Origin of the sequence: Chryseobacterium sp. WLY505 (assembly GCF_030846215.1) — a bacterium.
GTDB lineage: Bacteria > Bacteroidota > Bacteroidia > Flavobacteriales > Weeksellaceae > Chryseobacterium.
The window spans coordinates 214,464-238,416 of sequence record NZ_JAVCWI010000002.1 but is presented as its reverse complement, the minus strand read 5'-3'; the positions used below and the strand labels follow the sequence as shown (position 1 = coordinate 238,416).

22 protein-coding genes are annotated in these 23,953 nt (G+C 36.0%); 17 read left to right on the top strand and 5 right to left on the bottom strand.

Annotated elements, in window-relative coordinates; translation table 11 throughout:
* The first annotated feature begins 75 nt into the window (after positions 1-75).
* The 5 genes from RAH34_RS06495 (at position 76) to RAH34_RS06475 (ending at position 8,229) form a co-directional block, all read left to right on the top strand.
* Entirely contained in the window at positions 76-4,443 is a 4,368-nt protein-coding gene (locus RAH34_RS06495) for a CusA/CzcA family heavy metal efflux RND transporter (protein WP_306595565.1), read from the top strand.
* Positions 4,444-4,533: 90 nt separating this feature from the next.
* A complete protein-coding gene (locus RAH34_RS06490; protein ID WP_306595564.1) occupies positions 4,534-5,664 on the top strand; it encodes an efflux RND transporter periplasmic adaptor subunit in 1,131 nt (376 codons plus the stop codon).
* Between the two features lie 105 nt (positions 5,665-5,769).
* Complete coding sequence (locus RAH34_RS06485) at positions 5,770-6,348, top strand: Crp/Fnr family transcriptional regulator (protein ID WP_306595563.1); 579 nt, start codon at positions 5,770-5,772, stop codon at positions 6,346-6,348.
* A 113-nt stretch (positions 6,349-6,461) separates the two neighbouring features.
* On the top strand, positions 6,462-7,319 hold the full coding sequence (locus RAH34_RS06480) for an SDR family oxidoreductase (protein WP_306595562.1): 858 nt from the start codon (positions 6,462-6,464) through the stop codon (positions 7,317-7,319).
* A gap of 184 nt (positions 7,320-7,503) precedes the next feature.
* Positions 7,504-8,229, top strand: a complete 726-nt coding sequence (locus RAH34_RS06475) for a polysaccharide lyase family 7 protein (RefSeq protein ID WP_306595561.1) — start codon at positions 7,504-7,506, stop codon at positions 8,227-8,229.
* A 33-nt stretch (positions 8,230-8,262) separates the two neighbouring features.
* Here RAH34_RS06475 and RAH34_RS06470 read toward each other — a convergent pair whose 3' ends face one another.
* The 4 genes from RAH34_RS06470 to RAH34_RS06455 all read right to left on the bottom strand — a co-directional run bounded on the left by RAH34_RS06470 (position 8,263) and on the right by RAH34_RS06455 (position 11,561).
* Positions 8,263-8,604, bottom strand: a complete 342-nt coding sequence (locus RAH34_RS06470; RefSeq protein WP_114821296.1) for a GLPGLI family protein — start codon at positions 8,602-8,604, stop codon at positions 8,263-8,265.
* Positions 8,549-9,040: a hypothetical protein gene (locus RAH34_RS06465; RefSeq protein ID WP_306595560.1), complete on the bottom strand. Its 492-nt coding sequence runs from the start codon at positions 9,038-9,040 to the stop codon at positions 8,549-8,551. The genes RAH34_RS06470 and RAH34_RS06465 overlap by 56 nt, the downstream gene beginning before the upstream one ends.
* A gap of 585 nt (positions 9,041-9,625) precedes the next feature.
* Complete coding sequence (locus RAH34_RS06460; RefSeq protein WP_306595559.1) at positions 9,626-10,651, bottom strand: methyltransferase; 1,026 nt, start codon at positions 10,649-10,651, stop codon at positions 9,626-9,628.
* 118 nt (positions 10,652-10,769) lie between these two features.
* Positions 10,770-11,561 (bottom strand): hypothetical protein, encoded by a 792-nt coding sequence (locus tag RAH34_RS06455; protein ID WP_114821293.1) that lies wholly within the window; start codon positions 11,559-11,561, stop codon positions 10,770-10,772.
* A 316-nt stretch (positions 11,562-11,877) separates the two neighbouring features.
* Between RAH34_RS06455 and RAH34_RS06450 the strand changes: the two genes are divergently transcribed.
* From RAH34_RS06450 to RAH34_RS06395, 12 genes are all read left to right on the top strand, one after another.
* Positions 11,878-12,783 (top strand): arginase family protein, encoded by a 906-nt coding sequence (locus tag RAH34_RS06450; RefSeq protein ID WP_306595558.1) that lies wholly within the window; start codon positions 11,878-11,880, stop codon positions 12,781-12,783.
* Positions 12,784-13,377 (top strand): HPP family protein, encoded by a 594-nt coding sequence (locus RAH34_RS06445; RefSeq protein ID WP_114821291.1) that lies wholly within the window; start codon positions 12,784-12,786, stop codon positions 13,375-13,377.
* Positions 13,378-13,382: 5 nt separating this feature from the next.
* Positions 13,383-13,727, top strand: coding sequence for a hypothetical protein (locus RAH34_RS06440; RefSeq protein WP_034695532.1), 345 nt, complete (start codon positions 13,383-13,385; stop codon positions 13,725-13,727).
* A gap of 23 nt (positions 13,728-13,750) precedes the next feature.
* A complete protein-coding gene (locus tag RAH34_RS06435; RefSeq protein WP_306595557.1) occupies positions 13,751-14,656 on the top strand; it encodes a TIGR01777 family oxidoreductase in 906 nt (301 codons plus the stop codon).
* 61 nt (positions 14,657-14,717) lie between these two features.
* Positions 14,718-15,299 (top strand): GDP-mannose pyrophosphatase NudK, encoded by a 582-nt coding sequence (gene nudK, locus RAH34_RS06430; protein ID WP_306595556.1) that lies wholly within the window; start codon positions 14,718-14,720, stop codon positions 15,297-15,299.
* A gap of 81 nt (positions 15,300-15,380) precedes the next feature.
* Positions 15,381-15,755 (top strand): hypothetical protein, encoded by a 375-nt coding sequence (locus RAH34_RS06425; RefSeq protein WP_228411997.1) that lies wholly within the window; start codon positions 15,381-15,383, stop codon positions 15,753-15,755.
* Between the two features lie 53 nt (positions 15,756-15,808).
* Positions 15,809-16,267, top strand: coding sequence for a DUF2750 domain-containing protein (locus RAH34_RS06420; protein WP_306595555.1), 459 nt, complete (start codon positions 15,809-15,811; stop codon positions 16,265-16,267).
* Entirely contained in the window at positions 16,215-16,958 is a 744-nt protein-coding gene (locus RAH34_RS06415; protein WP_306595554.1) for a DUF2306 domain-containing protein, read from the top strand. Before RAH34_RS06420 ends, RAH34_RS06415 begins: the two co-directional genes overlap by 53 nt.
* Before the next feature lie 269 nt (positions 16,959-17,227).
* Entirely contained in the window at positions 17,228-17,608 is a 381-nt protein-coding gene (locus tag RAH34_RS06410; protein ID WP_114821286.1) for a VOC family protein, read from the top strand.
* A gap of 209 nt (positions 17,609-17,817) precedes the next feature.
* A complete protein-coding gene (locus RAH34_RS06405; RefSeq protein ID WP_114821285.1) occupies positions 17,818-18,582 on the top strand; it encodes a hypothetical protein in 765 nt (254 codons plus the stop codon).
* Between the two features lie 183 nt (positions 18,583-18,765).
* Positions 18,766-19,662 carry a retropepsin-like aspartic protease gene (locus tag RAH34_RS06400; protein WP_306595552.1) on the top strand — a complete coding sequence of 299 codons (897 nt, stop codon included), beginning with the start codon at positions 18,766-18,768 and terminating at the stop codon, positions 19,660-19,662.
* Between the two features lie 149 nt (positions 19,663-19,811).
* Complete coding sequence (locus RAH34_RS06395; RefSeq protein WP_047429652.1) at positions 19,812-20,258, top strand: KTSC domain-containing protein; 447 nt, start codon at positions 19,812-19,814, stop codon at positions 20,256-20,258.
* A gap of 499 nt (positions 20,259-20,757) precedes the next feature.
* Here RAH34_RS06395 and RAH34_RS06390 read toward each other — a convergent pair whose 3' ends face one another.
* Positions 20,758-23,946 carry an efflux RND transporter permease subunit gene (locus RAH34_RS06390; protein ID WP_306595551.1) on the bottom strand — a complete coding sequence of 1,063 codons (3,189 nt, stop codon included), beginning with the start codon at positions 23,944-23,946 and terminating at the stop codon, positions 20,758-20,760.
* Between the last annotated feature and the right edge of the window lie 7 nt (positions 23,947-23,953).

Sequence of the window (23,953 nt, the reverse complement as noted above, 5' to 3'; positions counted from 1 at the left end):
AGAAGAAGTTTTCTTTTGAGCCATTACACGTTCGGCTTATGTCGATACGGATGTTTAATGCTTAACAAATAAAATATGCTTAATAAAATAATTGAGTTTTCTATTAAGAACAAACTCATTATCGGGCTTTTTATCATAGCCTTAATAGGTTATGGGGTGTATGAAGTGAAAAAACTCCCCATAGATGCAGTTCCCGATATTACAGATAATCAGGTGCAGATAATTACTGTTGCACCTTCTCTTGGAGCTCCGGATGTAGAGCGATTAATTACATTTCCCATTGAACAGGTCAATAATAATATTCCCGGATTAAAATCACTTCGAAGTTTTTCCAGATTCGGATTATCAGTAGTAACAATAGTTTTTGATGATAATACAGACATCTACTGGGCAAGACAACAGGTTTCTGAAAGACTACAGCAGGTACAAAACCAAATACCCAAAGAATTTGGTACGCCAACTTTAGCTCCAGTTACTACAGGCTTGGGAGAGATCTATCAGTATACTGTTCGTCCTAAGAAAGGATACGAAGGCAAATATAATGCGATGGAACTCCGTACGATTCAGGACTGGATTGTACGCCGTCAGCTTATTGGCGTTAAGGGCGTTGCTGAAGTAAGCAGTTTCGGAGGTCTTTTGAAACAATACGAGATTGCTGTTGATCCGGCAAGATTGAAAGCTAATAATATCTCTATCAGTGATGTATTTACTGCTATAGAAAATAATAACCAGAATACAGGAGGTGCTTATATCGAGAAAGGACCAACCGCTTTGTTTATTCGGAGTGAAGGTCTTGTGGGAACTCAGGAAGATATACAGAATATTGTCGTTAAAAATCTTGACAATGGTATTCCCTTGCTTATTCGTGACATTGCTCAGGTAAGAGTGGGAAGTGCTACCCGATATGGAGCGATGACCTACAATGGAGAACAGCAGGTTTCCGGTGCAGTTGTAATGATGCTGAAAGGAGCCAACAGCAACGAAGTTATCAAAAATATTAAGGAAAAAATTGATCAAATTCAAAAAAACCTTCCTGAAGGTGTTGTCATAGATGCATTTTTGGACCGTACCAAAATGGTAGATAATTCCATCAGTACAGTTACTAAAAATCTTATTGAAGGTGCATTAATTGTAGTATTTGTACTGGTATTCTTCTTAGGAAGTATGCGGGCAGGACTTATTGTAGCTTCTGTTATTCCATTATCAATGCTGATTGCAGTGATTTTGATGAATACATTTGGGGTCAGCGGAAACCTTATGAGCTTGGGAGCCTTAGACTTTGGATTAATTGTCGATGGAGCTGTCATTATTGTGGAAGCCGTTATGCACAGGATACGACATTCAAAAGTGTATTCGGGTATCAATATTCTATCTCAAAAACAGATGGATGATGAAGTGCTGGGTACATCAGCAAGAATGAGAAACGCAGCCATATTCGGTGAAGCCATTATCTTAATTGTTTATCTCCCGATTTTTGCTTTAAAAGGGATTGAAGGGAAAATGTTTACTCCAATGGCTCAAACGGTGGCTTTTGCATTGGCAGGTGCATTTGTTTTATCATTAACCTATGTTCCTATGATGACTGCTTTATTTTTAAGTAAAAAAGTTCAGGTAAAGGAAAATTTCTCTGACAGGATTATGGCAAGGTTGGAAAAGTCCTACAAAGATCTCTTGGAGAAAGTTCTTGGAATTCCAAAAGTTATTCTTACTTCAGTTGTTACCATGTTTGTTGTCGCTATTTTCATTTTGTCAACATTAGGAGGTGTATTTATTCCTTCTTTACCGGAAGGTGATTTTGCAGTGGAAACCCGTGTTTTACCCGGAAGCAATGTGAATACATCTATTGATGCCGTTTCAAAAGGTTCCAAAATTATACTGGAGAAATTTCCTGAAGTTGAAAAAGTCGTGGGAAAAACAGGAAGCAGTGAAGTTCCTACCGATCCTATGCCCATTGATGCTACAGATATGATGATTATTCTTAAAGACAGAAAAGAATGGAAATCTGCAAATACTTATGAAGAATTAGAAGAAAAAATGGCAAAGGAATTAGAAGCTGTTCCAGGGGTGACATTTAGTTTTCAGTATCCCGTTGCTATGCGTTTTAACGAACTTATTTCGGGAGCAAGGCAAGATGTTGTCTGCAAAATTTTCGGAGAAGATTTGGATACATTGGCAAAATATGCAGCCCAATTAGGGAAAATTGTAGGTTCAGTTCAAGGAAGCAGCGGTGTTTATGTGGAAGCAGTTACCGGAATGCCTCAGATCGTCATTAAATTTAACAGAGCAACGATTGCTCAATATGGTCTGAATATTAAAACGGTAAATAATATCGTGAATTCTGCCTTTGCAGGAGCTGTTGGCGGAACTGTTTACGAAGGTGAGAAACGCTTTGATCTCGTTGTTAGATTATCGGGAGATAAAAGACAAAATCTTGAGGATGTTCAGAATTTATTGGTATCAGCACCTAATGGGCAGCAGATTCCTTTGAGTTCAATTGCAGATGTCAATATCATTGAAGGACCTAATCAAATCCAAAGAGAAGATTCACAGCGCAGAATTATCGTTGGGTTCAATGTCAGAGGAAGAGATGTACAGACTATGGTTCAGGAACTACAGAATAAAGTTGAAACACAGATGAAACTTCCTCCTGGCTATTATGTGACATATGGTGGTGCTTTTGAAAATCTACAGGAAGCAAAATCAAGATTATTTATTGCCGTTCCGGTTGCTTTAACTCTAATTCTTATTCTATTATATTTTGCTTTTAACTCTATGAAACAGGCCTTTTTAATCTACACAGCAATCCCACTTTCGGCTATCGGTGGAGTTTTTGCGCTTGCTCTAAGAGGAATGCCTTTCAGTATCTCTGCAGGAATTGGATTCATTGCATTATTTGGAGTTGCAGTATTAAACGGAATCGTTTTGATATCGGAATTTAACCGACTCAAAAAAGAAGGAATAACCAATTTACGTGATGTCGTTCTTGAAGGAACGAAAGTCCGTCTAAGACCTGTTTTGATGACTGCTTTTGTAGCATCGTTAGGTTTCTTACCTATGGCTTTAAGTACCGGAGAGGGTGCTGAAGTACAAAAACCTTTGGCCACAGTAGTTATTGGAGGACTCATCGTGGCGACGTTCCTTACTCTTTTTGTATTACCAATTCTCTATATAATGGTGGAAAAAAGAAAATTTACCTTCAAAAGAAAGCCGGGTAAAGAAATCATTGCTGTATGTCTATTTCTAGGACTTTTTAATGCAAAAGCACAATCAATCATATCTTTAAAAGAAGCAACAGATATTGCGCTTGAAAACAATTTGTCCATGAAAAACGAAAAATTGAGAGCTGATTATAATAAAATTCTTATCAAATCGAATGCGCTTATTCCAGCAACCAATCTTACTGCAGAAGTTGGACAAATCAACAGTTTCTACACAGATATAAGAGCCGGGATTTCTCAATCAGTAGATTTTCCGAAAGTTTATTCAGCTCATAAAAATCTTTTGACTGAAGTTTGGAAAAACAGTTTACTAAATGTTGATGTTAAAGAGGCACAACTTCGTAAGAGTGTTGCCCAGGTATATTATAATCTGGTCTATCTTCAACAGAAGAAAAGCCTGCTTCAGGAAAATGATGCATTATACGCAGAATTTCTTAATAAGGCTCATCTTCGTTTTAAGGTTGGGGAAAGTAATATTTTAGAAAAAACCACTGCAGAAAATCAGCGTGGACAAATTGCTATTCAGTTAAATCAGCTGGAAAGAGATTTAGAAATTTCTCAACTTCAGTTCCAATTATTGTTGAATACTGAAACAGCTTATACTGCAAATGTTGAAGATAATAATTTGCTTCAGCAAACCTCGTTAAACGGAGTTCCCGTTAACGAACATCCTTATCTTCAATATTTAAAGCAGAGAAAAGATATTTCTATTGCTGAAACCGAGGTTGAAAAGAGCAAACTACTTCCAAGTCTTTCTTTGGGCTATAACATTATGGGAATGAAAGGAACGGGAGCTGATAATAAGGAATACAACAGCACACCACGCTTTCAGTCTGTTATTGTTGGAGTTGGGATTCCTATTTTTAATAGTGGTCAGAAAGCTAAGATAAAAGCATCTGAAGCCAATCAGGCCGTTGCTACCGCTGAATATGAATATAATCTGAAAAATTTTGAGGTCAATTATCAGTCTGCTCTGATTGAATTTCAGAAATACAATGAAGCCGTTGAGTATTACCAAAATACAGGGATGAAGCATGTACAAACGATCAATTCCACTGCTAAGAAACAGTTTTTAGGAGGAGATATCGATTATCTTCAATGGGTAATCTTAACCAATCAGGCTATCGATATTCAGAATCAATATATAGAAGCATTAAAGAACAGAAATAATAGCCTTATTGAGATTAATTCGTTCGATCCAAAATTCAATACCAATGGAAACTAAAGACCAAAGAACATTTGTTCAGAAGTTAGCAGATACTTTTCTGGCTTTGAAGCCATCATTTACATTTAATTCAAAATCAAATAATTAATTATGAACAGATTAATTCTCATTATATGTACAGCTCTTCTCCTCAGTTCTTGCAAAGGAAAGAAGGAAGAAGGACAAAAAGAAGAAGGAAAGGCGAAAACAGAAAACAATAGGGTTACCCTCACTGATGCACAGTACAAAAATGCAGGGATTGAAGTTGGCAGTGTTGGAAATCAAAATATTTCATCAAAACTGAAAGTTAACGGGAAAATTGATGTTCCCCCACAAAATAAGATCTCAGTAAGTGTTCCTTTAGGAGGATATCTAAAATATACCAGACTTCTTCCCGGGATGCAGGTTTCAAAAGGTCAGGTAATTGCTGTTATTGAAGATCCTCAATACATCCAGATTCAACAGGATTACCTTGTAGCCAAAGCACAATATGCATACAACAACAGCGAATATAACAGACAGAAACAACTGAATGTAAGCAAAGCTACCAGTGATAAAGTGTATGAACAAACTAAATCCAATTACCAAACACAAAATGTATTGGTAAAATCTTTGGAGCAAAAGCTTAGATTAATTGGCATCAATCCTTCCACCTTAACGCCCAACAACATTTCTAAAACGATTAATATTTATTCTCCGATAAATGGTTTTGTATCCGTTGTTAATGTCAATATTGGGAAGTATGTCAACCCTACTGAAGTCCTTTTTGAACTGGTGAATCCTACCGATATTCATTTAGCTTTGAACGTCTATGAAAAGGATATAGACCAGCTATCAGTTGGACAGAAAGTAATTACATATACCAATACAGCTCCTGATAAGAAATACAGCGCCAGTATTATATTGATCAGCAAGAATATTTCTGCAGATAATACCATTGAAGTACATTGCCATTTTGATCATTATGACAAGGAGCTTATTCCAGGCATGTATATGAATGCTGACGTAGAAGCACATACAAGCAATGGTTCAGTATTACCTAATGATGCCGTTGTCAGATTTGAGAACAAAAATTATATTTTTGAAATGAAAGGAAAAAATATTTTCGAGATGAAAGAAGTTAAAGTAGGAAATTCAGAAAACGGATTTATAGAAATTTTACAGAATGATCTTGCAAATAAAAAGCTTGTTACAAAAGGAGCATACAATCTTTTAATGTCCTTAAAAAATGTTGAAGAATAAAATTTAAAAACATAAGAGCTCCAAAAAAGGAGCTCTTATCAATTTATGCATAATGGTTCAAATTTAATAAGTACCCTTTCATATATTTGTAGTAAATTACTATGAATGTTCGAGATATTCAAAAGTTATCTTACAGACAAAATACATTTATCCCACGAAGAATTAATGCTTATTGAATCTGTATGTATCCTTAAAAAATTGAAAAAGAGACAATATATACTTCACGAAGGAGAAATATGGAAATATAATGCCTTTGTATGCCGTGGATTTTTGAAAACATTCTCTATTGACACGAATGGTAAAGAACATATTATGAATTTTTCTCCAGAGAACTACTGGACTGGCGACCGTGAAAGTTTACTTGGTGGAACTCCCTCTAAATATAATATAGATGCTATTGAAGATTCAGAAATCATTTTGATAAAACAGGAAGATTTTAATATGCTCTGCAGGGAAATTCCAGCATTAAATGATCTGGTTAATAAAATTTTACAAAAAAGTTTCGTGATTTCTCAGAATAGAATTCATGCCAATATCAGTTTCTCGGCTGAAGAAAAGTATCAGAACTTTTTACAGATGTATCCTATGCTGGTCAATAGGATTCCGCAGCATATGATTGCCTCTTATATTGGGGTAACTCCTGAAACCCTTACCAGAATAAGAAAAAATAATCTAAAAAAATAATTATTGAGAATTTCATTGACATTTGTCTGCTTTTTTTTCAAGCATATATCAATGAAAAATAAAAGGATAATCTTCCATCTTTGTCTTGTTAAATAAATTAAAATTTTACAACAATGACAAAGACAATATTCATCACAGGAACAAGTACTGGATTTGGAAAACTAACCACAATTACTCTTGCAAAAGCAGGCTATACCGTTATTGCCGGAATGCGTGAAATCAATGGAAAAAATGATATTGCAGCAAAAGAACTCTCTGCTCTTCCCAATGTAGAAGTGGTAGATATAGACGTTACCCATGATGCCTCTGTTCAACATGCCTTCAAAAATACATTGAATAAATATGGAAAAATTGATGTCTTGATAAATAATGCCGGCTTAGCAGGATTTGGTTTGGTAGAAGCCTACTCAATAGATCAGATAAAAAAATTCTTTGAAGTTAATTTTTTTGGTGTCATCCGTACCTATCAGGCTGTTCTACCTTCAATGCGACTAGCTAAAAACGGGTTAATAATCAATCTGACATCCGGAGCAAGCGCCCATTCCTTACCTTTTATGGGACCTTATCTTGCTTCCAAGTTCAGTGTAGAGGCTATTACAGAATCATTACAGGATGAGTTGAAACAGTTCAACATCGAAAATGTAACTATCCAGCCGGGAGTATATCCTACTGAAATGAATTCTGGAGTGAAACAAGGCAATAATGCAGACCGTACCGAAATTGCAGAAGAATATAATCCTGTAGCAAGCGAAATGTTCAATGCTATCGGAGCAGGCCTGTTTGGTAAAATGCAGGAGTTCAATATGAATCCACAAACCATCGCAGATGGTATTTTAGAATTGATAGAAATGGAGAAGGGTTCACGTCCGTTACGCTTTCCCCTTGATGCCATTGCTCAGGGAACAGACATTGACTTTATTAATGCCCGTGCAGACTATAAAGCAAAATGGGCTTCTAAGTACGCGGGTTAATAAAACATAGCGATAGCTAAGTGTCAATCCATATAATGTATGGGTTGACATTGCTATTATCCACATGATCGAGTCATGATCTTTTGGCTGTGATTAAAAAAAAATTAATATCCGGAGGCGAGAAAAATTGTAACAACAAAATAGCATAATTTCGCAGTAATCAATCAACTGTAATAGATCCGTTATGAAATTTCATTTTAAAATTCTATTTAAAACAGGGTTATTTATTTTGTTCTCAAAACCATTATCTGCTCAGCAGAGCTATAGCCCTGTTCCTCAGTCGAAGTTTAATCTGACAGAATTTAATCTTCAATTACCCATTGAAAAAAACAATTCTATTACCATTATCAAGGGAAGTGATATTGCAGAGTTTTCTTCTGAAAATTTTTATTTTTCACCTCAGGATAATAGTATACGTTTCTTTTGTTCTTCTGCTGGGAAAGCTACTCAAGGATCTCATTACCCAAGAACAGAATTGCGCCAGATCAAAGAATGGCATTTTGAGAATCAGCACAGTTTACATGTAAAAATGGCTGTCCTGCAGCAACCGGGAACGGGGAAAATGATCATCGGACAGATTCATGGAAATTCCAAGGGTACTGAAGCCTTAAAAATATGGTGGAATAATGGCGAGATTCAGGCAGGTTTCAAAAAAGAAGTGAATGATAAAGAAGAAAGAATTACGCTTCAGAAAAATGTTTCTTTGGGTCAAATATTTGATTACAGCATCCAGCAAAACAATTCTGATGTTCTGGTAAAAGTAAATCAGCAGGCGGCTAATTTCCATTTTGGAGATAGCTGGAAGTCCGAATTGGTTTATTTTAAAGCCGGAAATTATCTACAGGATAACAGTCTGTCTCCTGTGACTTCGGGATTAACAGCTATTTATCAGATCAACATGTCTGAATAAATAAAAAAACATCTATTTAAAGATGTTTTTTTATTATATATTTAATTCAATTGGATTGTAATTTTTTGCTCTTTCACCAGCCTTTTTAAGGAGAGAACGACGTTCTTCAGTATCTTCAATGAATTTATTATAAAGTGTAGGATCTGTTAATTCTTTTCGTCGATAATCAAATATTTTTTCTTTTTTTACTAGTTTAGCATTAGGATGTAAATTGGCAGAATTACAATAATACTTCCTTTTTCTGAAATTATACATCATAAAATGATAATCATCTTTGTCATCAAATACTTCTATAATCAACCCTGGTAATTTACTTAATTTATATGGACCAAAGGAAAAGGGTATTTCTTTGGTAAAAAAGGCAGGTTCTGCCATATTTCTTTGTTATAGCTTTTTGACATTTATACTTTCCAATTGTTTTGAATTCATTTATAAGTTGCCAATTGATAGTATTTGTTTCTTCATATTTAAAGTATTCATTAGATGTTTTAAAAGTTACATAAATCTTTCCTGTTGTTGTTCCTATATTTTCCGGAAAGTCAGAAGTGTATTTCATTTGTTCTTCAATCGGGCTGTTTTCATGAAACTTTTTTTCAAAACGAAGGGAATCCCCAACATATTGATTCATATTTTTATAATAAGATTCTTTTTCGTTCATTAAAAGAGCAAACGCAGCATCCTGAATAATCGCATTTTTAGTTTGATTTTTATAAACCAATTTATAATCAGCTTCATATACAACATTAAACCCTCCTTGAGATTTAACGATGATTATAATGAAAAAGAAAAACAGGTTGTAGTAAATTTTCATAATTTAAATAATACAAACAAAACATATTTATGCTTTGCCAGAAAATCTGAATCAGAGTAATTAATGAATATAGAGCGTTATTCCTCTGGGCCTAGTACCACATTCATTATAATTGACAAAGTTTAAAAAGCTTGTTACTTGCTCCATAGTATATCCCTCTGTCTGCGTTACATTTACAACAGTACCGCAAGAGGTTCTGAAAGGGAAACCGGATCTACACCAGCTAATAAAATAGCACCTAATAAAATTGTTTTTTTCATAATTTGTTTTTTTAAATGATTCATAATAAATTTAAAAAGCACTATAAAATTATAAAATAAATCAAATGTTATGTGAATTATTTTTATTATGTTAAACACCTAAAAAAACAGAAGTTTAAATAAAAAAACATTCAAATTTAAAATTACAATGTTATATAATATCTGTAAGATATAATTTCTCATTATAATTAAATAAGAATATAAATTTTAAATTATGTGGAAAATTTTCTGTTCTGGCTTTCATCTAAAAAAATCCAACAAAAAAGGCACTCAACAAAATTATTGAGCACCCTTCCTACTTAATCATGCAACTAAAATTTGAAATTTATATTTTTTCACATTCCACAATGCTTTTTGCTTCTGTTCCAATATGAATAAGCTGCTTATACTGAAGACCTGCTTTTTCAATGATCATTTTAAACTCACTTAAAGTTCTTTCTTTTCCGGTAAGGCAAGCCAGCATAACAATATCCAGAAGTTTGGCCATATGGGGTTTATTTAAGGAATCATCCGGGATAACGGCATCTATGATTAGTAGTTTTGCCCCTTTAGCCATTGCATTATAACAGTTTTTAAGAATCTGTACGCATTCATCATCACTCCAGTCATGCATAATCCATTTCATGGTATATAAATCTGCTCCCTGAGGAACTTCATTAAAAAAACTTCCTGTAGCTACAGAACATCTTTCTTTCAGATTTTCAGGAATCATCTTAATTGTTTTTTCAATCACATTGGCTTCATCAAAGATAATCCCAGAGCTTTCCGGAGCATTATTCAGAATGGCATGGATCATTACTCCGTTACCACCTCCTATATCGACAATTTTTTTATAAGGTTTAAAATCATAGTTTTCTATAATCCCTTTCAGTTCCATGCCGGACATTCCTGTCATTCCTTTACCAAAGTTTTCCCCTATTTCAGGAAATTCTTTATAAAAACCCCAAAGATCTTTCCCATGAATATGTTCAAATGGTATTTTCCCTTTCTGAACTGCATATGTCAGGTCTCCATAACCAGGAAAGTGTTCATTCATAATGGTTAATACAAAGTTTTTTGCTGTTCCTGGCACGTCAGTTTGCAGGGCAGCTCCAAAATCATTCAAAGTAAAAGTTTTGTTTTCTGATTCTTCAAAGATTCCTGCGCCACACAACGCTCTCATTACCCGGTACAGTTGGGCTTCATGTGATTGTGTTTCCTTTGCAAGGAAGGAAATTGTTTTCGGACCAGAGGCCAGCCAATCTGCGATATTGAGCTCAGCAGCTGTTTTTACGCATCCGGTTAACCATAAGCCTCCTAATATTTCATACATTTTAAAAGTAAACTCAGGTTTAACGGCTTGTTTTTCCATAATAAGTATTGGTTTAATCTGATAGTTATAATTACTGAGCATGAAAACAAGAACAAACCTGATGAGTTTGTTCTTGTCTGACTTTTGTCAAGTTTGAAAATAAGCTTTAATAATGAGATTAATCTTTGGCTTGAGAAATCCTTGTTACACTATCAATAGTAGCATCTAATGTTGTATCAGATTTTATTTTAATAAGATACCCGGTACCTATAGATAAAGGATCGGCAACACTCACCAGATAAAAAACAAGATTTCCGGATGTTACCCCGTTGGGAGCAACAGCAGTCTGATCTATGGAAAATGTTGAAGGAGGAAGTGGATTGGAAAGGTTTACTGTCACAAATGCTACAGAACCATTATTCTTATTGGCATAGCTTACAATAACCCTCCACATATGAACCTGACCTGCAATAGGGTTTTCCAAAAACTGTCCTGAAGTAGGGTTGTATATATCTCCGGGTACCGGACTGGTAATATTTTCAGGCCATGTGGTGGTAGGTGGTGCAGCAAAATCTGTCACAATGTTCATCGGTGTCTGATAAACAACATTCTGATACGTCATTAAAGGAACTCCTCCTGAAGATTTGAAGGCAAAGAAGGGTTTCACACCTGCTCCACTATTTAACTTAACCACTCCTTCATTGGCTGTTGTTAATGTTTGCGAAGAAATTACGGTACTCCATTGGGTGCCATTATAATACCTTAAGGTCTTATTGGTGGAATCGTAGATGATCATTCCCGCAGTAGGTGTGGTTACATTGGCAGGAGGATTGGCATTTCTGGAGAGTACAACTGCTGAATTAGCTGATGTAACATCTAAAACTCCTTGCGGAGATGTGGTGTTGATCCCTACCTGTCCAAAAATAAATGAAGAACACAGAAAACTGAGTAATAAATTGGATTTTTTCATGGTTTGTTTTTTTGAATGTTGATATCAAAATTACAAAAAAACACAATACGGTGAAATAAAAATTACATTTATTTATATAAAAACAAGATAGTTATACATAACAATATAGCTTTATGAATAAATATTTACGCAAAAACATTGATGAATATTGAATTTTTCGAAACATATAGAAATAAAAAAACAGGCTTAAAAGTTTTAAAAATTTATCTCATAAATAATTATTTTGTTTTCATAAAATATATCGAACCCCTGATCAGCGTTTTTTCAATTATCCATTTACAAACGGATAATTCCTTATCTTTGTGAAAATTCATCTATGAAAAGGAGCATCAATATTTTTGAGTTTCCTCTCAATTTGGGACTTACCAAAAAGGAATATGAGACGGAACCCGGAGTTCGAAAACTTCCGGAATGGCTCAGAAAATTTGGTTTTCATAGCAGAATTAATCCTGCCAACGTTTTCAGACTGGAAGCTCCTGAATATTCTATGGACTTTGATGAGGAATCAAAAGTGCGAAATGCAGATCAGGTTATTGAATATGCTAAACAACAGGCTGACTGTATTCTCCATCATTACGAAAAGAATACATTCAATATTATTCTTGGAGGCGACTGCAGCATTCTCATAGGAAATGCCATCGCTCTGAAAAAACTCGGAAATTTCGGACTTTTTTATCTTGACGGGCACACAGACTTCATCCCACCCGAACTTTCTGAAACGGGAGGAGCGGCAGGAATGGATCTCGCCATTATTACTGGTACCGGACATCAGAAACTGACTAATATTGACGGTTTAAAGCCTTACCTTTCCGAGGAAAACATATTCTGCTGTGGAAATGCAGAAACTGATGATAAAGAATATGTTGATCAGATTATCAATTCCAATATTCATTATTTTGACCTTTATCACCTCAGAGAAAATGGTTTCAGAAAAACGGCTGAAGACTTTCTGACAATGGTAAATAACAAAGCCCTGGACGGATTTTTCATTCATTTTGATGTAGATATTCTGAAAGATGAAATCATGCCCGCCGTAGACAGCAGAATGGAAGACGGAATCAGTTATGATGATATCAGAGAAATGCTGGAGCCTTTATTCGAAAACCCCTTGTGCTTTGGAATAGAGATCACCATTTTAGATCCCGATCACGATGAAAACGGAACGTACACCCGTCCGTTTGCAGACAATTTAATTCAAATTATAAAAAATAAAGAAGAGTAAATGAAGAAGACCATCAAAAGAACATTCAGAGTTTCAAAATATGTGATCTATAAAGAGACGCTTGTTGATTACAAGGAGCATTTCTGGTCATTTTTAGGCGCATTTTTTGGGATCGGGATCATTGCATTTATCCAGTCTCATTCGCTGGCAGAAACGGAGAATATATTCCTGATCGGTTCTTTTGGGGCATCGAGTGTTCTTATTTATGGAGCGATACAGAGTCCACTGGCACAACCGAGAAATCTTATCGGCGGACATGTTCTTTCGGCATTGGTAGGAGTTACTGTATATCAGTTTGTTCCGGATATCATCTGGCTTTCAGCCCCTTTGGCTGTCGCATTTTCCATTGTTTTGATGCAGTATACAAAAACGTTGCATCCGCCAGGTGGAGCTACTGCTTTGATTGCGGTAAGTTCTACAGGAAAAATTCCGGAATTAGGATATTGGTATGTTCTCTCCCCTGTTCTTTCCGGATGCATTATTCTTTTGATTGTTGCATTATTTTTTAATAATATTACACCCAACAGAAGCTATCCTACCCACAGCATGTTCAAAAAACTGCTGAAAAAAAGACACAAACATCACTTAAAATAAAAATCATGAATTGTCTGGAATGTGGCGAGAAAATCATCGGAAGATCAGATAAAAAATTCTGCAACGATGCCTGCCGGAACGCCTATAACAATAAGCAAAATAAGGATTCCAGTAATCTGATGCGGAATGTTAATAACAAACTTCGCAAGAATTACCGTATCCTGATGGAAATAAATACCGATGGTAAAACAAAAGTCCCAAAATCCAGACTGGATGGCTTAGGTTTTGATTTCGATTATTTTACCAACCTGAAAGTTTATAAAAACGGCTCTGAATACAAATTCATTTATGATTACGGATATAAACTTCTGGAAGATGATTTTGTACTGATTGTAAAAAATCAGGCATAACTACCCACCACAAAGATAATACTATGAAAGAAGTTGTTCTGATTACCGGTGCCAGCGGTATGATTGCCAAAGAACTGGCAAAAAAAATAGGCAAGGAATACGAAATCAGGTTTCTGACCCGAAAAAAAGTGCATGATCATGAATATGAATGGGATGTCCAAAAAAAAACAATAGATGAAACGGCCTTTGACAATGTTTCCCACATTATTCATCTTGCAGGTGCCAATATTTCAGAAAAGCGCTGGACTCCGGAAAGAAAAAGAGAATTGATTTCCAGCCGTGTAGATTCCGCCGAACTACTGCGAACAACTTTAAGAAAAAACAAGATTAAGCTAAAGTCTTTTATTTCAGCTTCGGGTATTAATTTTTACGGTACAAAAACTTCAGAAAAAATTTATACCGAAACCGATCCACCAGGCAACGATTTTCTAAGTGAAGTGGTTGTTTTATGGGAAAGAGCCGCTGACGATTTTAAGGAACAGGATCTGGCAGAAAGAGTGGTCAAAATACGCACTGCTGTAGTGCTTTCTGAAAAAGACGGAGCTTTAAAGAAAATGATCCCTCCCATTCAATATTATATCGGATCTCCATTGGGAAGCGGACAGCAATACATGCCATGGATTCATCTTGAAGACATCTGTTCTATTTATGAATTTGCTTTAAAAAACCCTACAATGGATGGCGCTTATAATGCAGTCTCTCCACAGCATGCCACCAATAAAGATCTTACAAAAAAAATTGCCCAGGTACTTGAAAAACCACTATTCATGCCTAATGTTCCCGGATTTGTGCTGAAACTCTTATTCGGAGAGCTGGCTACTGCTATATTGGAAGGTTCAAGAGCTTCCTCAAAGAAACTTCAGGATGCAGGTTTCCATTTCAAATTTCCGGATCTGGAGAACGCTTTAAAAGACTTATTAAAGAAGTAAATTCAAAAAAAATTAATTATAAAACTCTAATACCATTTATTATAACACAGAAAATATTCTCATGAAAAACCCGAATATAACTCTATTAAACACGGAAATCCTTTCAGACAACTGGTATACTTTAAACAAGGTTACTTACTCTGTTTTAAAAAAGGACGGAACAACAGAAACCCAGAGCCGAGAAGCGTATGACCGCGGAAACGGAGCTGTAATTCTTCTTTACAATACAGATTCAAAAACCGTTATTCTTACCCGCCAATTCAGGTTACCTACTTATATCAACGGAAATTCTACAGGAATGCTCATTGAAGCCTGTGCCGGACTCTTGGATAATGATAATCCGGAAGACTGTATCAAAAGAGAAACTGAAGAAGAAACCGGGTATAAAATTTCCAAAGTTGAAAAGGTATTTGAAGCCTATATGTCGCCCGGATCTGTAACGGAAATTCTTTATTTCTTCATTGCAGCGTATTCAAATGAAATGAAAATCAATGACGGAGGTGGATTGGAAGAAGAAGGTGAAAATATTGATGTTCTGGAATTATCATTTGAAGAAAGCCTGAAAATGATTGATACCGGAGAAATCAAAGATGCAAAAACCATTATGCTTCTGCAACATTTGAGGATCAAAGGAATCATGTAGCAATCAATGATGATTGATATTTGAAAACCTCATATTTAAATAAAAACATTAACTTATCACTCATATTTAAACTATTAACAGATGATTGAACATGTGAAGCTTGCTATTAATCCCAAATTTCAGGATTGGGTCCTTTTTGAAAATGGCACTTATATTATTTTTGATGATATCAGTATCATTAAGGATGTGAAAGAAGAAGCATTACAATTGATGAAAGAATTCGGTCCGGTTTATGCCGGAGGTCCTGCCGGCGATTTCAATGTAATTCATTTAAGCCTTACTGAAGGCTGGCTGGTTTCGGGGCATGGATATGGTATGTATACATATGTACATCCTTCCGAACTGGACAGTGATTCTCCGAATGATCTTGAAATAGGGCTTTATGGTAGATCTAAAAGAGATTCTGATGGTCAAAATCCCGAAATTATTCATATCAACAGGAGTGAAATTTCATAAGACCTGCTATTCATCACTCATCACTCATCACTTATAATTTATAATTCAAAAAAATGCTTCAAGATCATATTACGATAGAAAACCGTCATAAAGACTTCATTAAAAAAATTACTGAGACAGAAACAGTATATGCTCTAAGAGATGGCAATGGCTATGCAACCACCTATTCCAACGAGTCAGAATATGAAGACGGTGAAGAGGTACAGATCATTTGTTTCTGGTCTGATGCTGCCAGAGCAAAATCATGCATACAAAACGAGTGGAATCATTTTGAAACTTCTTCTATTCCTCTCAACGAGTTTGTAGAAAACTGGTGTCTGGGAATGAATAGTGACGGGTTATTGGTAGGAACTAATTTCGACAGTCATCTTTTTGGCTACGAAGCCGAGCCTTTAGAATTAATCCTTGATATTATTGCAGAGCTCAGATCTTCAGGAAAGTCACTGGAATTGAGAAAATTTGAAAACATGGAAGATCTGGAAAAACAGATCAGAGCCGTACTGGAAGATTAATCGTTTATACCCTATGAAGCCTTTGGGAATAAAGATCATTAAAGTAAGTGCTTTATTTTTGGTCCTTCTTTTCAGTATTCTGATGCTGAAAACCATTTCCCAGTATACTTCTCTTGAAAAAAACATAGGATTTCTGGCTTTTAAGCAGCAGGTAGTGAACAATCCGTACTGGATGACTTTTTTCTATATCCATATCTTTTCCATAACGCTTTGTCTTCTGGCGGGTCTTACCCAGTTTTCAAATCGGTTTTTGACTGAAAACAAAAACCTTCATAAGATAATTGGGAAAATATATGTTTATAATATTCTAATCATCAATGTTCCGGCATGCTTTGTATTGGGACTTTTTTCCAATGGCGGCATTATCGGAATTACAGGATTTCTGATCCAGGATGTCCTTTGGGCTTATTTCACTGTTGCCGCCATACTTTGTATCAAAAATGGGAATGTGAACGCACACAGAATGTATATGATCTTAAGTTATGCGGTCACCACCACAGCCATTACCTTCAGAATTATTAAAAATCTGTTTTATCATGAAACCCGTCATGACTACCAACTTTTTTATGGTTTGAATGTATGGGCAGCTCTTATAATCAATCTTTTTGTTGCTTATTTAATCTTCAGAAAAGAAACTTTATTACCTCGAAAAATCAACCGTAGAAAAGAAAATACACAGACTGAGGAATGACACCAGAAAAAATGCCGCAAGAAATAGTAAACAGTCGAAAATCAATCCATATTTGTTATTCCGGGTCCATCTTTTGAAAAAACGCATTATCAGATAAGAGATTCCTCCCAAAACGGCAATAATAAAAAGAAGAAAAAAATAATAAATCATGGCTTCATGTTAATGTCTGTAAATCTATTATTTTAAATCTAAAAAAACAATCAATTAAAGGACAATAACCTTCTGAATAGACTTAATTTTGATCAGCGTTATTATCTAAAAATTAATGTATGAAAATTAAAAATCTCGACCATCTTGTTTTAACGGTGGCAAATATTGAAAAGACTATTGAATTTTATACTCATGTTATGGGATTTGAAGTCGTTACTTTTGGAGACAACAGAAAAGCACTCATTTTTGGAAATCAAAAGATTAATCTGCATCAGAAAGGGCATGAATTTGAACCTAAAGCAAAGACTCCAACCTGTGGTTCTGCTGATCTTTGTTTCATTGCAGAGACAGATGTTCATCAGGTAATGGAAGAACTCCGACAGAAGAATATAGAAATCATTGAAGGGATTGTAGACAGAACCGGAGCGGTAGGAAAAATCAAATCGGTTTACTTCCGTGATCCGGATTATAATCTTGTTGAAGTAAGTAATTATTATTAACAAAAACAACTCTGTATCAGTTTATTACTATCCATTTTTTAGAATTTAAGGTTCCTGAATTTCTAAAACATAAAATTGTCAGTATAAAATTCATATAAAATTTGCAAAAACCATTGAGAAAATCTATTTAATCCTTCATATTTCGAATTTAAAGCCTTAATTTTGCATAGAAATTCAAAAAATCCGGATTCTTTCAACAGGTTATGTACATGAACAAAATGATGATTGGGCTTGCTTTGGCCTTATCCATTACTATCTGGGGGCAAAAAACTCCTGCAAAGGCAAACAATCTGACCCCTTACAGCTATCAGACTTTTAACTGTGACAATAAAGGGTATTTTGACCCGGCCAAATATAAAAAAGAAGAAATAGACGGGATCAATAAACTTTTGTATCAGTTCAATGGCGTTGTATTTGATACGCAGCCTGTTTTTAAAATTGCCCAGCTGGAAGAAATCCGTAAAAACAGAGAAACTTATCTACAGGAGCTGGAAAAGCAGTATGAAGAAAAGAAAAAGGAATTGTACAGCCTTAAAGTAATTGATCTTCCCCAATGGAAAAAATTAATGGAAGAAACCATTGATTCTTTTGAAAATGAATACCAGCTCAATAAGGAGGAAATCCTTGCGTATTCTGATCCTTTCACATTGAAAAACAGTAAATATTACGATACCTGCAGAGAACAGATTGATGCTATATCCTCTCCCGACAGAGAAAAGATGTTTGCAGCATGGAGAACATACACTGAACTTAAAAGCAGAAATAATGCTGATCCAAAGGGGGTAATGGCAAGATTTGATGCCAAAATGAATGATCCTCAAAAAGAAGATTATGCATTAATCGATATGATTGGTCTGGGTTTTCACAACTGTGCCAACAGCAGTTTCAGACAAAAGCGTGATAATGAAGAGACCTCTTACAAGGAGTTTGATAAGATTTTCACCAAGCTGAAGAGAACTTGTGATCAGCCGTAGACTCATTAAAAAGATTGAAAGACTTAATCATAAAAAAATAGAATAGCAGCACTCAGATCGGGTGCTGTTTTTTTTGGTAAAGTTTGCAGGGAACGGTTAAGGAACGGTTAAAAGAGGGTTAATGGCTTGTTATTTCTTTGTGAAAGTGATCATTCCCTCTATTTTCGCCTTTAAAACTACTCCATGAAGTCAATTGTTATTCTCCTGACCTTGGTATTGTCCATAACAGTACCAGCTCAAAAAACACCTACTATCCTTCCCTTTTCTCTGGAAAACAATTCCGTGTATGTGTATGGTAAAGTGAATAAAACCGACAGTATTAAATTCCTTTTTGATACCGGTGCGGATGGCTCCGTCATTAACAGCAATTCAAAGAAAAAGATCCCGCTGAAAATTGATGGAAAATCTGAAAACAAAGGTTCTAACGGACTGAATACTGTAGATTACAGCAGTCATAATACAGTACAGTTTGGAGATTTCGAGAAAAAAGAAATACAATTTACTCTTATTCCTTATGAATCTGCCTATTTTGATGGGGTTTTCGGAACGGATCTGATGAAAGGAAAACTCATTGAAATAGATTATCATAGAAATGAAATCCGGTTTTATGAAGAAGATGACCGGTCTGTGGATTTAACAGACTATGAAAAGGTAAAACTCCATATGATCGACAACTACCCTGCCGTAGAAAGCAGTATCATTGTGAATGATAAAGAATACTCAGGATTCTTTGGGCTCGACAGCGGAGCGGATGATGTGCTTACGATTGCTTCTCCTTTTGCAAAAAAGAATGTTCTGGTAACAACCATGAAAACAATAGGTAAAGCCACAGCAAGAGGTTCTGACGGCTCTGTATATGAAATGCCTGTTGTTCTTTGTCCGGCGGTAAGATTCGCTCAGAAGTATCTTTATAACCTTCCAATTACCCTTTCCGGTTCTACAGAAGGAATTGATTCCACAGAAAAAATGGCGGGATTTTTTGGCAATCAGTTTTTAAAAAGGTTCAATACGGTGATTGATTTCAAAAATGGATTCATTTATTTTAAACTGAATAAAAATTTGTATTCAGCATTTAATTAGCTGTGGAAGTTAATTTTACGCTCTTCACCTACCCCTATCTATCATAAATTTCCAAGTTCAAAAATATTCAAATAAATTAATAATGAATAAGTTATGGTTTATCAGATTAAAATCCGTAATTTTGCACCCCGAAAATAAGGATTAGAGATATGAAAAAAATTGGTGAACACAGAACCCTTCTTGGAGTTGATAAAAACGTTACGTTAAGAGAATTAAAGACGATTTACAGAAATGTGATGAAAGATACCCATCCTGACAAATTCATTAATGATGAAGCAGGAAAACAGGAAGCTGAAGAAAAAAGTAAGTCTGTGATTGAGGCCTACCACTTTTTGGTAAGTATTAATCCGGAAACACAGGAAAAATATAAAGAAGAATATACTGAGACTATTACAAAATCTAATATTCAGGATTTCTATCTGGAGAAATCAATTTTAACGGTTCAGCACCTGAACGGAAATATGTATGAATATATGGGTGTTCCTAGAAACACATACATCAAAATGATCAACGCTGATTCGCCAAGCCGTTTTGCAAGAAGACATATCTACGGAAACTTCGTTTACAGAAAGTCCGGAGAGGCTATGGCAGATTAATTTTTTCTACCACAATATAGAAGAGCTTTCGGTTTTACCGGGAGCTTTTTTGTTGCCAAAACCGGATGTTATGTTTTGGCTAAAGCCAATATTGGCTGTTATAAATTTAAGCGGGCTAAAGCCCGCTCCTATTGAATGAGTCAAAAGTTAACAATTTCCGTTTGTCATTCTGACGAAGGAAGAATCTCAGTTGTAATCAAACCCATGAGATTCTTCACTACATTGATGAACTACGTTCGCAGACTTTTAGTCTGTGTTCAGAATGGCACAAACCGGTAATTCAACTTAAAAACAACTTATTTTCTCTTAACAAATATCATTCGGAAATTATTGCGATATAATTAATCATCAATAGAAATGGGCTTTAGCCCATTTACAATAATAAAAACCATCCAACGGCTTTAGCCCAAACCTATATAATCCAATTTTAAATCATCAAATATCAACAAAAAAGCGCCTCAGAAAATCTGAAGCGCTTTCGGTTAATTAAAGGTTTAATTTATTTGTCTAAATGCTTAGGAGTAAATCCGTCTTCATTTAGTTCTCTGTGTATGTAATCTGCTTTCATTTCAGCCTCGTAGTCTACTTTAGTATCTTTACCCATTCTCCTTAGAACAGAGTCAAATAGAGAGTATACTACCGGTACAATGATCAATGTAAGGAATAGTGATGATGTCAAACCACCGATTACTACCCATGCAAGACCTTTGTTCATCTCAGCTCCGGCCCCTGTTGCCAATGCGATCGGTAACATACCGAAGATCATCGCAATGGTAGTCATCAGGATCGGACGAAGACGGGCGTGGTTGGCTTGTACCAAGGCATCGTGAGTATTGGCACCAGCTGCTTTTCTTGCATTCGTAAAGTCAACGATAAGGATCGCATTCTTCGCTACCAGACCAATCAACATGATCATCCCTAACATCGTGAAGATATTCAGTGAGTTGGCCGTTAAGGCAAGAATTACCATTACCCCGATCATCGCTAACGGGATTGAGAACAATACCACGAAAGGATAGACGAAACTGTCATATAGTGAAACCATTACCAGGTATACCAATACGATAGCTGCCAATAATGCAATTCCTAACGTACCGAAACCTTCCTGCTGGTTTTCCATATCTCCACTCCAGATGTAATCTACACCTACAGGTTTTTTGGTGCTGTTCATGAACTGATTCGCCCACTCATTGGCTACGTCACCTACCGGTCTACCAACAGCTTTAGCTCTTACTTTTACAGATGGAGATTTATCTCTACGTTCAAGCAAACTTGGTCCTGAACCCATTTCCACGTTAGCAAACTGGCTTAAACGAACCTGCTGTCCCTGAGGGTTTGTAAACATAAGGTTTTTAACGTCATCAATAGACTGTCTGTTCACATCTCCGAAACGGATATTGATATCATATTCATATTCTCCGGCTCTGAATTTTCCGTCTGTATTTCCGTTGAATGCAGTCTGCATCGTCTGTCCTACACTTGAAAGGTTTAAACCTAAAGCAGACATTTTATCTCTGTCAATACTTACCTGAACTTCAGGGCTACCTGTATCTGTTGACAATTCTGCATCTACTGCTCCAGGAACTTTTTTCAATAGTTCAAGGATTCTTGTTGCTTCTTTTACTGCCATAGCGTTATCCGGAGCAGTTACCACCATTTCAATTGGAGCATTTTCAGCACCCATGATCCCGATCGGAGCTGTTTTAAACTCAACTCCTGTAAATTTCTCTTCCAGCTGTCTTTTAATTTTTGCAGCTTTGATGTTGGTACTTTCAGTACGTTCAGACTTATCTGTTAAGTTCACCTGAACCTCAGACTGGTATGTGGTTGCCTGAGCTCCACCAAAACCTGTAGACTGCTGTCCGACAGTTGTAATAAGATCTACAACATCTTTATCATTTCTTAAGAATTTCTCAACCTCTAATGTTAACTGGTTTGTCTTCTCAACGGTTGCATCTTTTGACAATTCCATTTGTACCAGGAACTGGCCACGGTCGATTGGCGGGAAGAACTCACCTCCAATGAATCCAAATGCTACCAGCATGAATGAACTGATTAAAACAATAAATGTAATCACTACGGTTGAAATTCTTCTTAAGGTCGTTTTCAGACACCATTCAAGAATTCCTGTGATCCAGTGTGTAAACTTGTCAATTAATCCTTCAAACCAAAGAATGAATTTCTCAAACCAGTTTTTACCTGTTAAATGTTCCAGTTTACCGAATCTAGATGATAACCATGGAATGATGGTAAATGAAGCCAACAATGATAACAAGGTGGCAATAACTACCGTGACGCAGAACTGTGCAAGGATATTGGCTACAAGACCTGAACTCATTGCGATTGGTAAGAATACCACCACAATTACTAAAGTAATCGCAGCAACGGTAAATCCGATCTCTGAAGCTCCGTCATACGCTGCTCTGATCTTACTTTTACCCATTTCCATATGACGGTAAATGTTTTCCAGTACCACAATCGCGTCATCCACCAGGATCCCTACCACAAGAGATAGTCCCAGTAAACTCATTAAGTTCAAAGTATATCCCATCAGGTTCATTCCGATGAACGCTGCCACCAATGAAGCCGGGATAGAAACCATTACGATGAATGCGTTTCTGATACTGTGAAGGAATAATAACATTACAATTGCCACGAGGATAATCGCTAAGAATAAGTCGAAAATAACGTGGTTGGCTGATTCTAGGGTAAATTCTGTCGTATCGTTTACGATTTTCACTTTTACTCCCTGAACTTTATAAGCTTCTTCTACTGTTTTAATGGTCTTCTGAACACTTTCAGATACTGCTACCGCATTGGCATCAGATTGTTTTTTAACCTGCATCAAAATAGTAGGAAACTGATTGAATCTCGCTACTTTCTCCACATCTTTTTGAGAGTCGAACACTGTTGCGATATCAGATAAACGTACCTGTGCTCCATTCTTATTGGAAACAACAAGATTGTTCATTTCTTCAGTAGATTTATATTTTCCTGAAAGTCTGATCGTAGATTTTGTAGTTCTCGTCTTCAAACTTCCTGTCGGGAAATCTAAGTTTGATGAAAGAATGGCCTGTTGTACGTCTCCGATTGAAAGTCCGTACCCTTGTAACTTTTTCTCATCAAGATTTACCTGAATTTCTCTCTCCTGTCCACCTACAAGGTCCACCTGAGCCACACCGTTTACACGGGAGAAAATAGGTTCAATCTTTTTATCCAATAAGTCATAAAGGTCCTTACTGTTCAGTTTATCCGATGAAATACTCATCGTGATAATCGGTAAATCATCTAAGGAGAATTTATTCAGAGACGGTGCTTTTACATCTTCCGGAAGGTCTGCCAGAATAGCATTTACCTTTCTCTGTGCATCATTCAAAGCGTAGTCTACATCGGCTCCATCGTTCAGCTGAACCATGATTACGGATAAGCTTTCGTATGAAGAAGATTCTACTTTTTTAACGTTTTCCAAAGAACCTACGGCATCTTCAATTTTTCGGGTTACGGAGGTTTCCACCTCTGCAGGTGAAGCTCCCGGATAGACCGTAGAAATGGTTACCATGTTGGTTTCAAACTTCGGAATCAATTCGTACCCCATGAGCGTATAACTCAGGATACCTCCCAACGTCAGAATTGTAAATAATACAATTACCAGCGAGGGTCTTTTGATCGATATTTCTGCTAACTTCATAGATCTG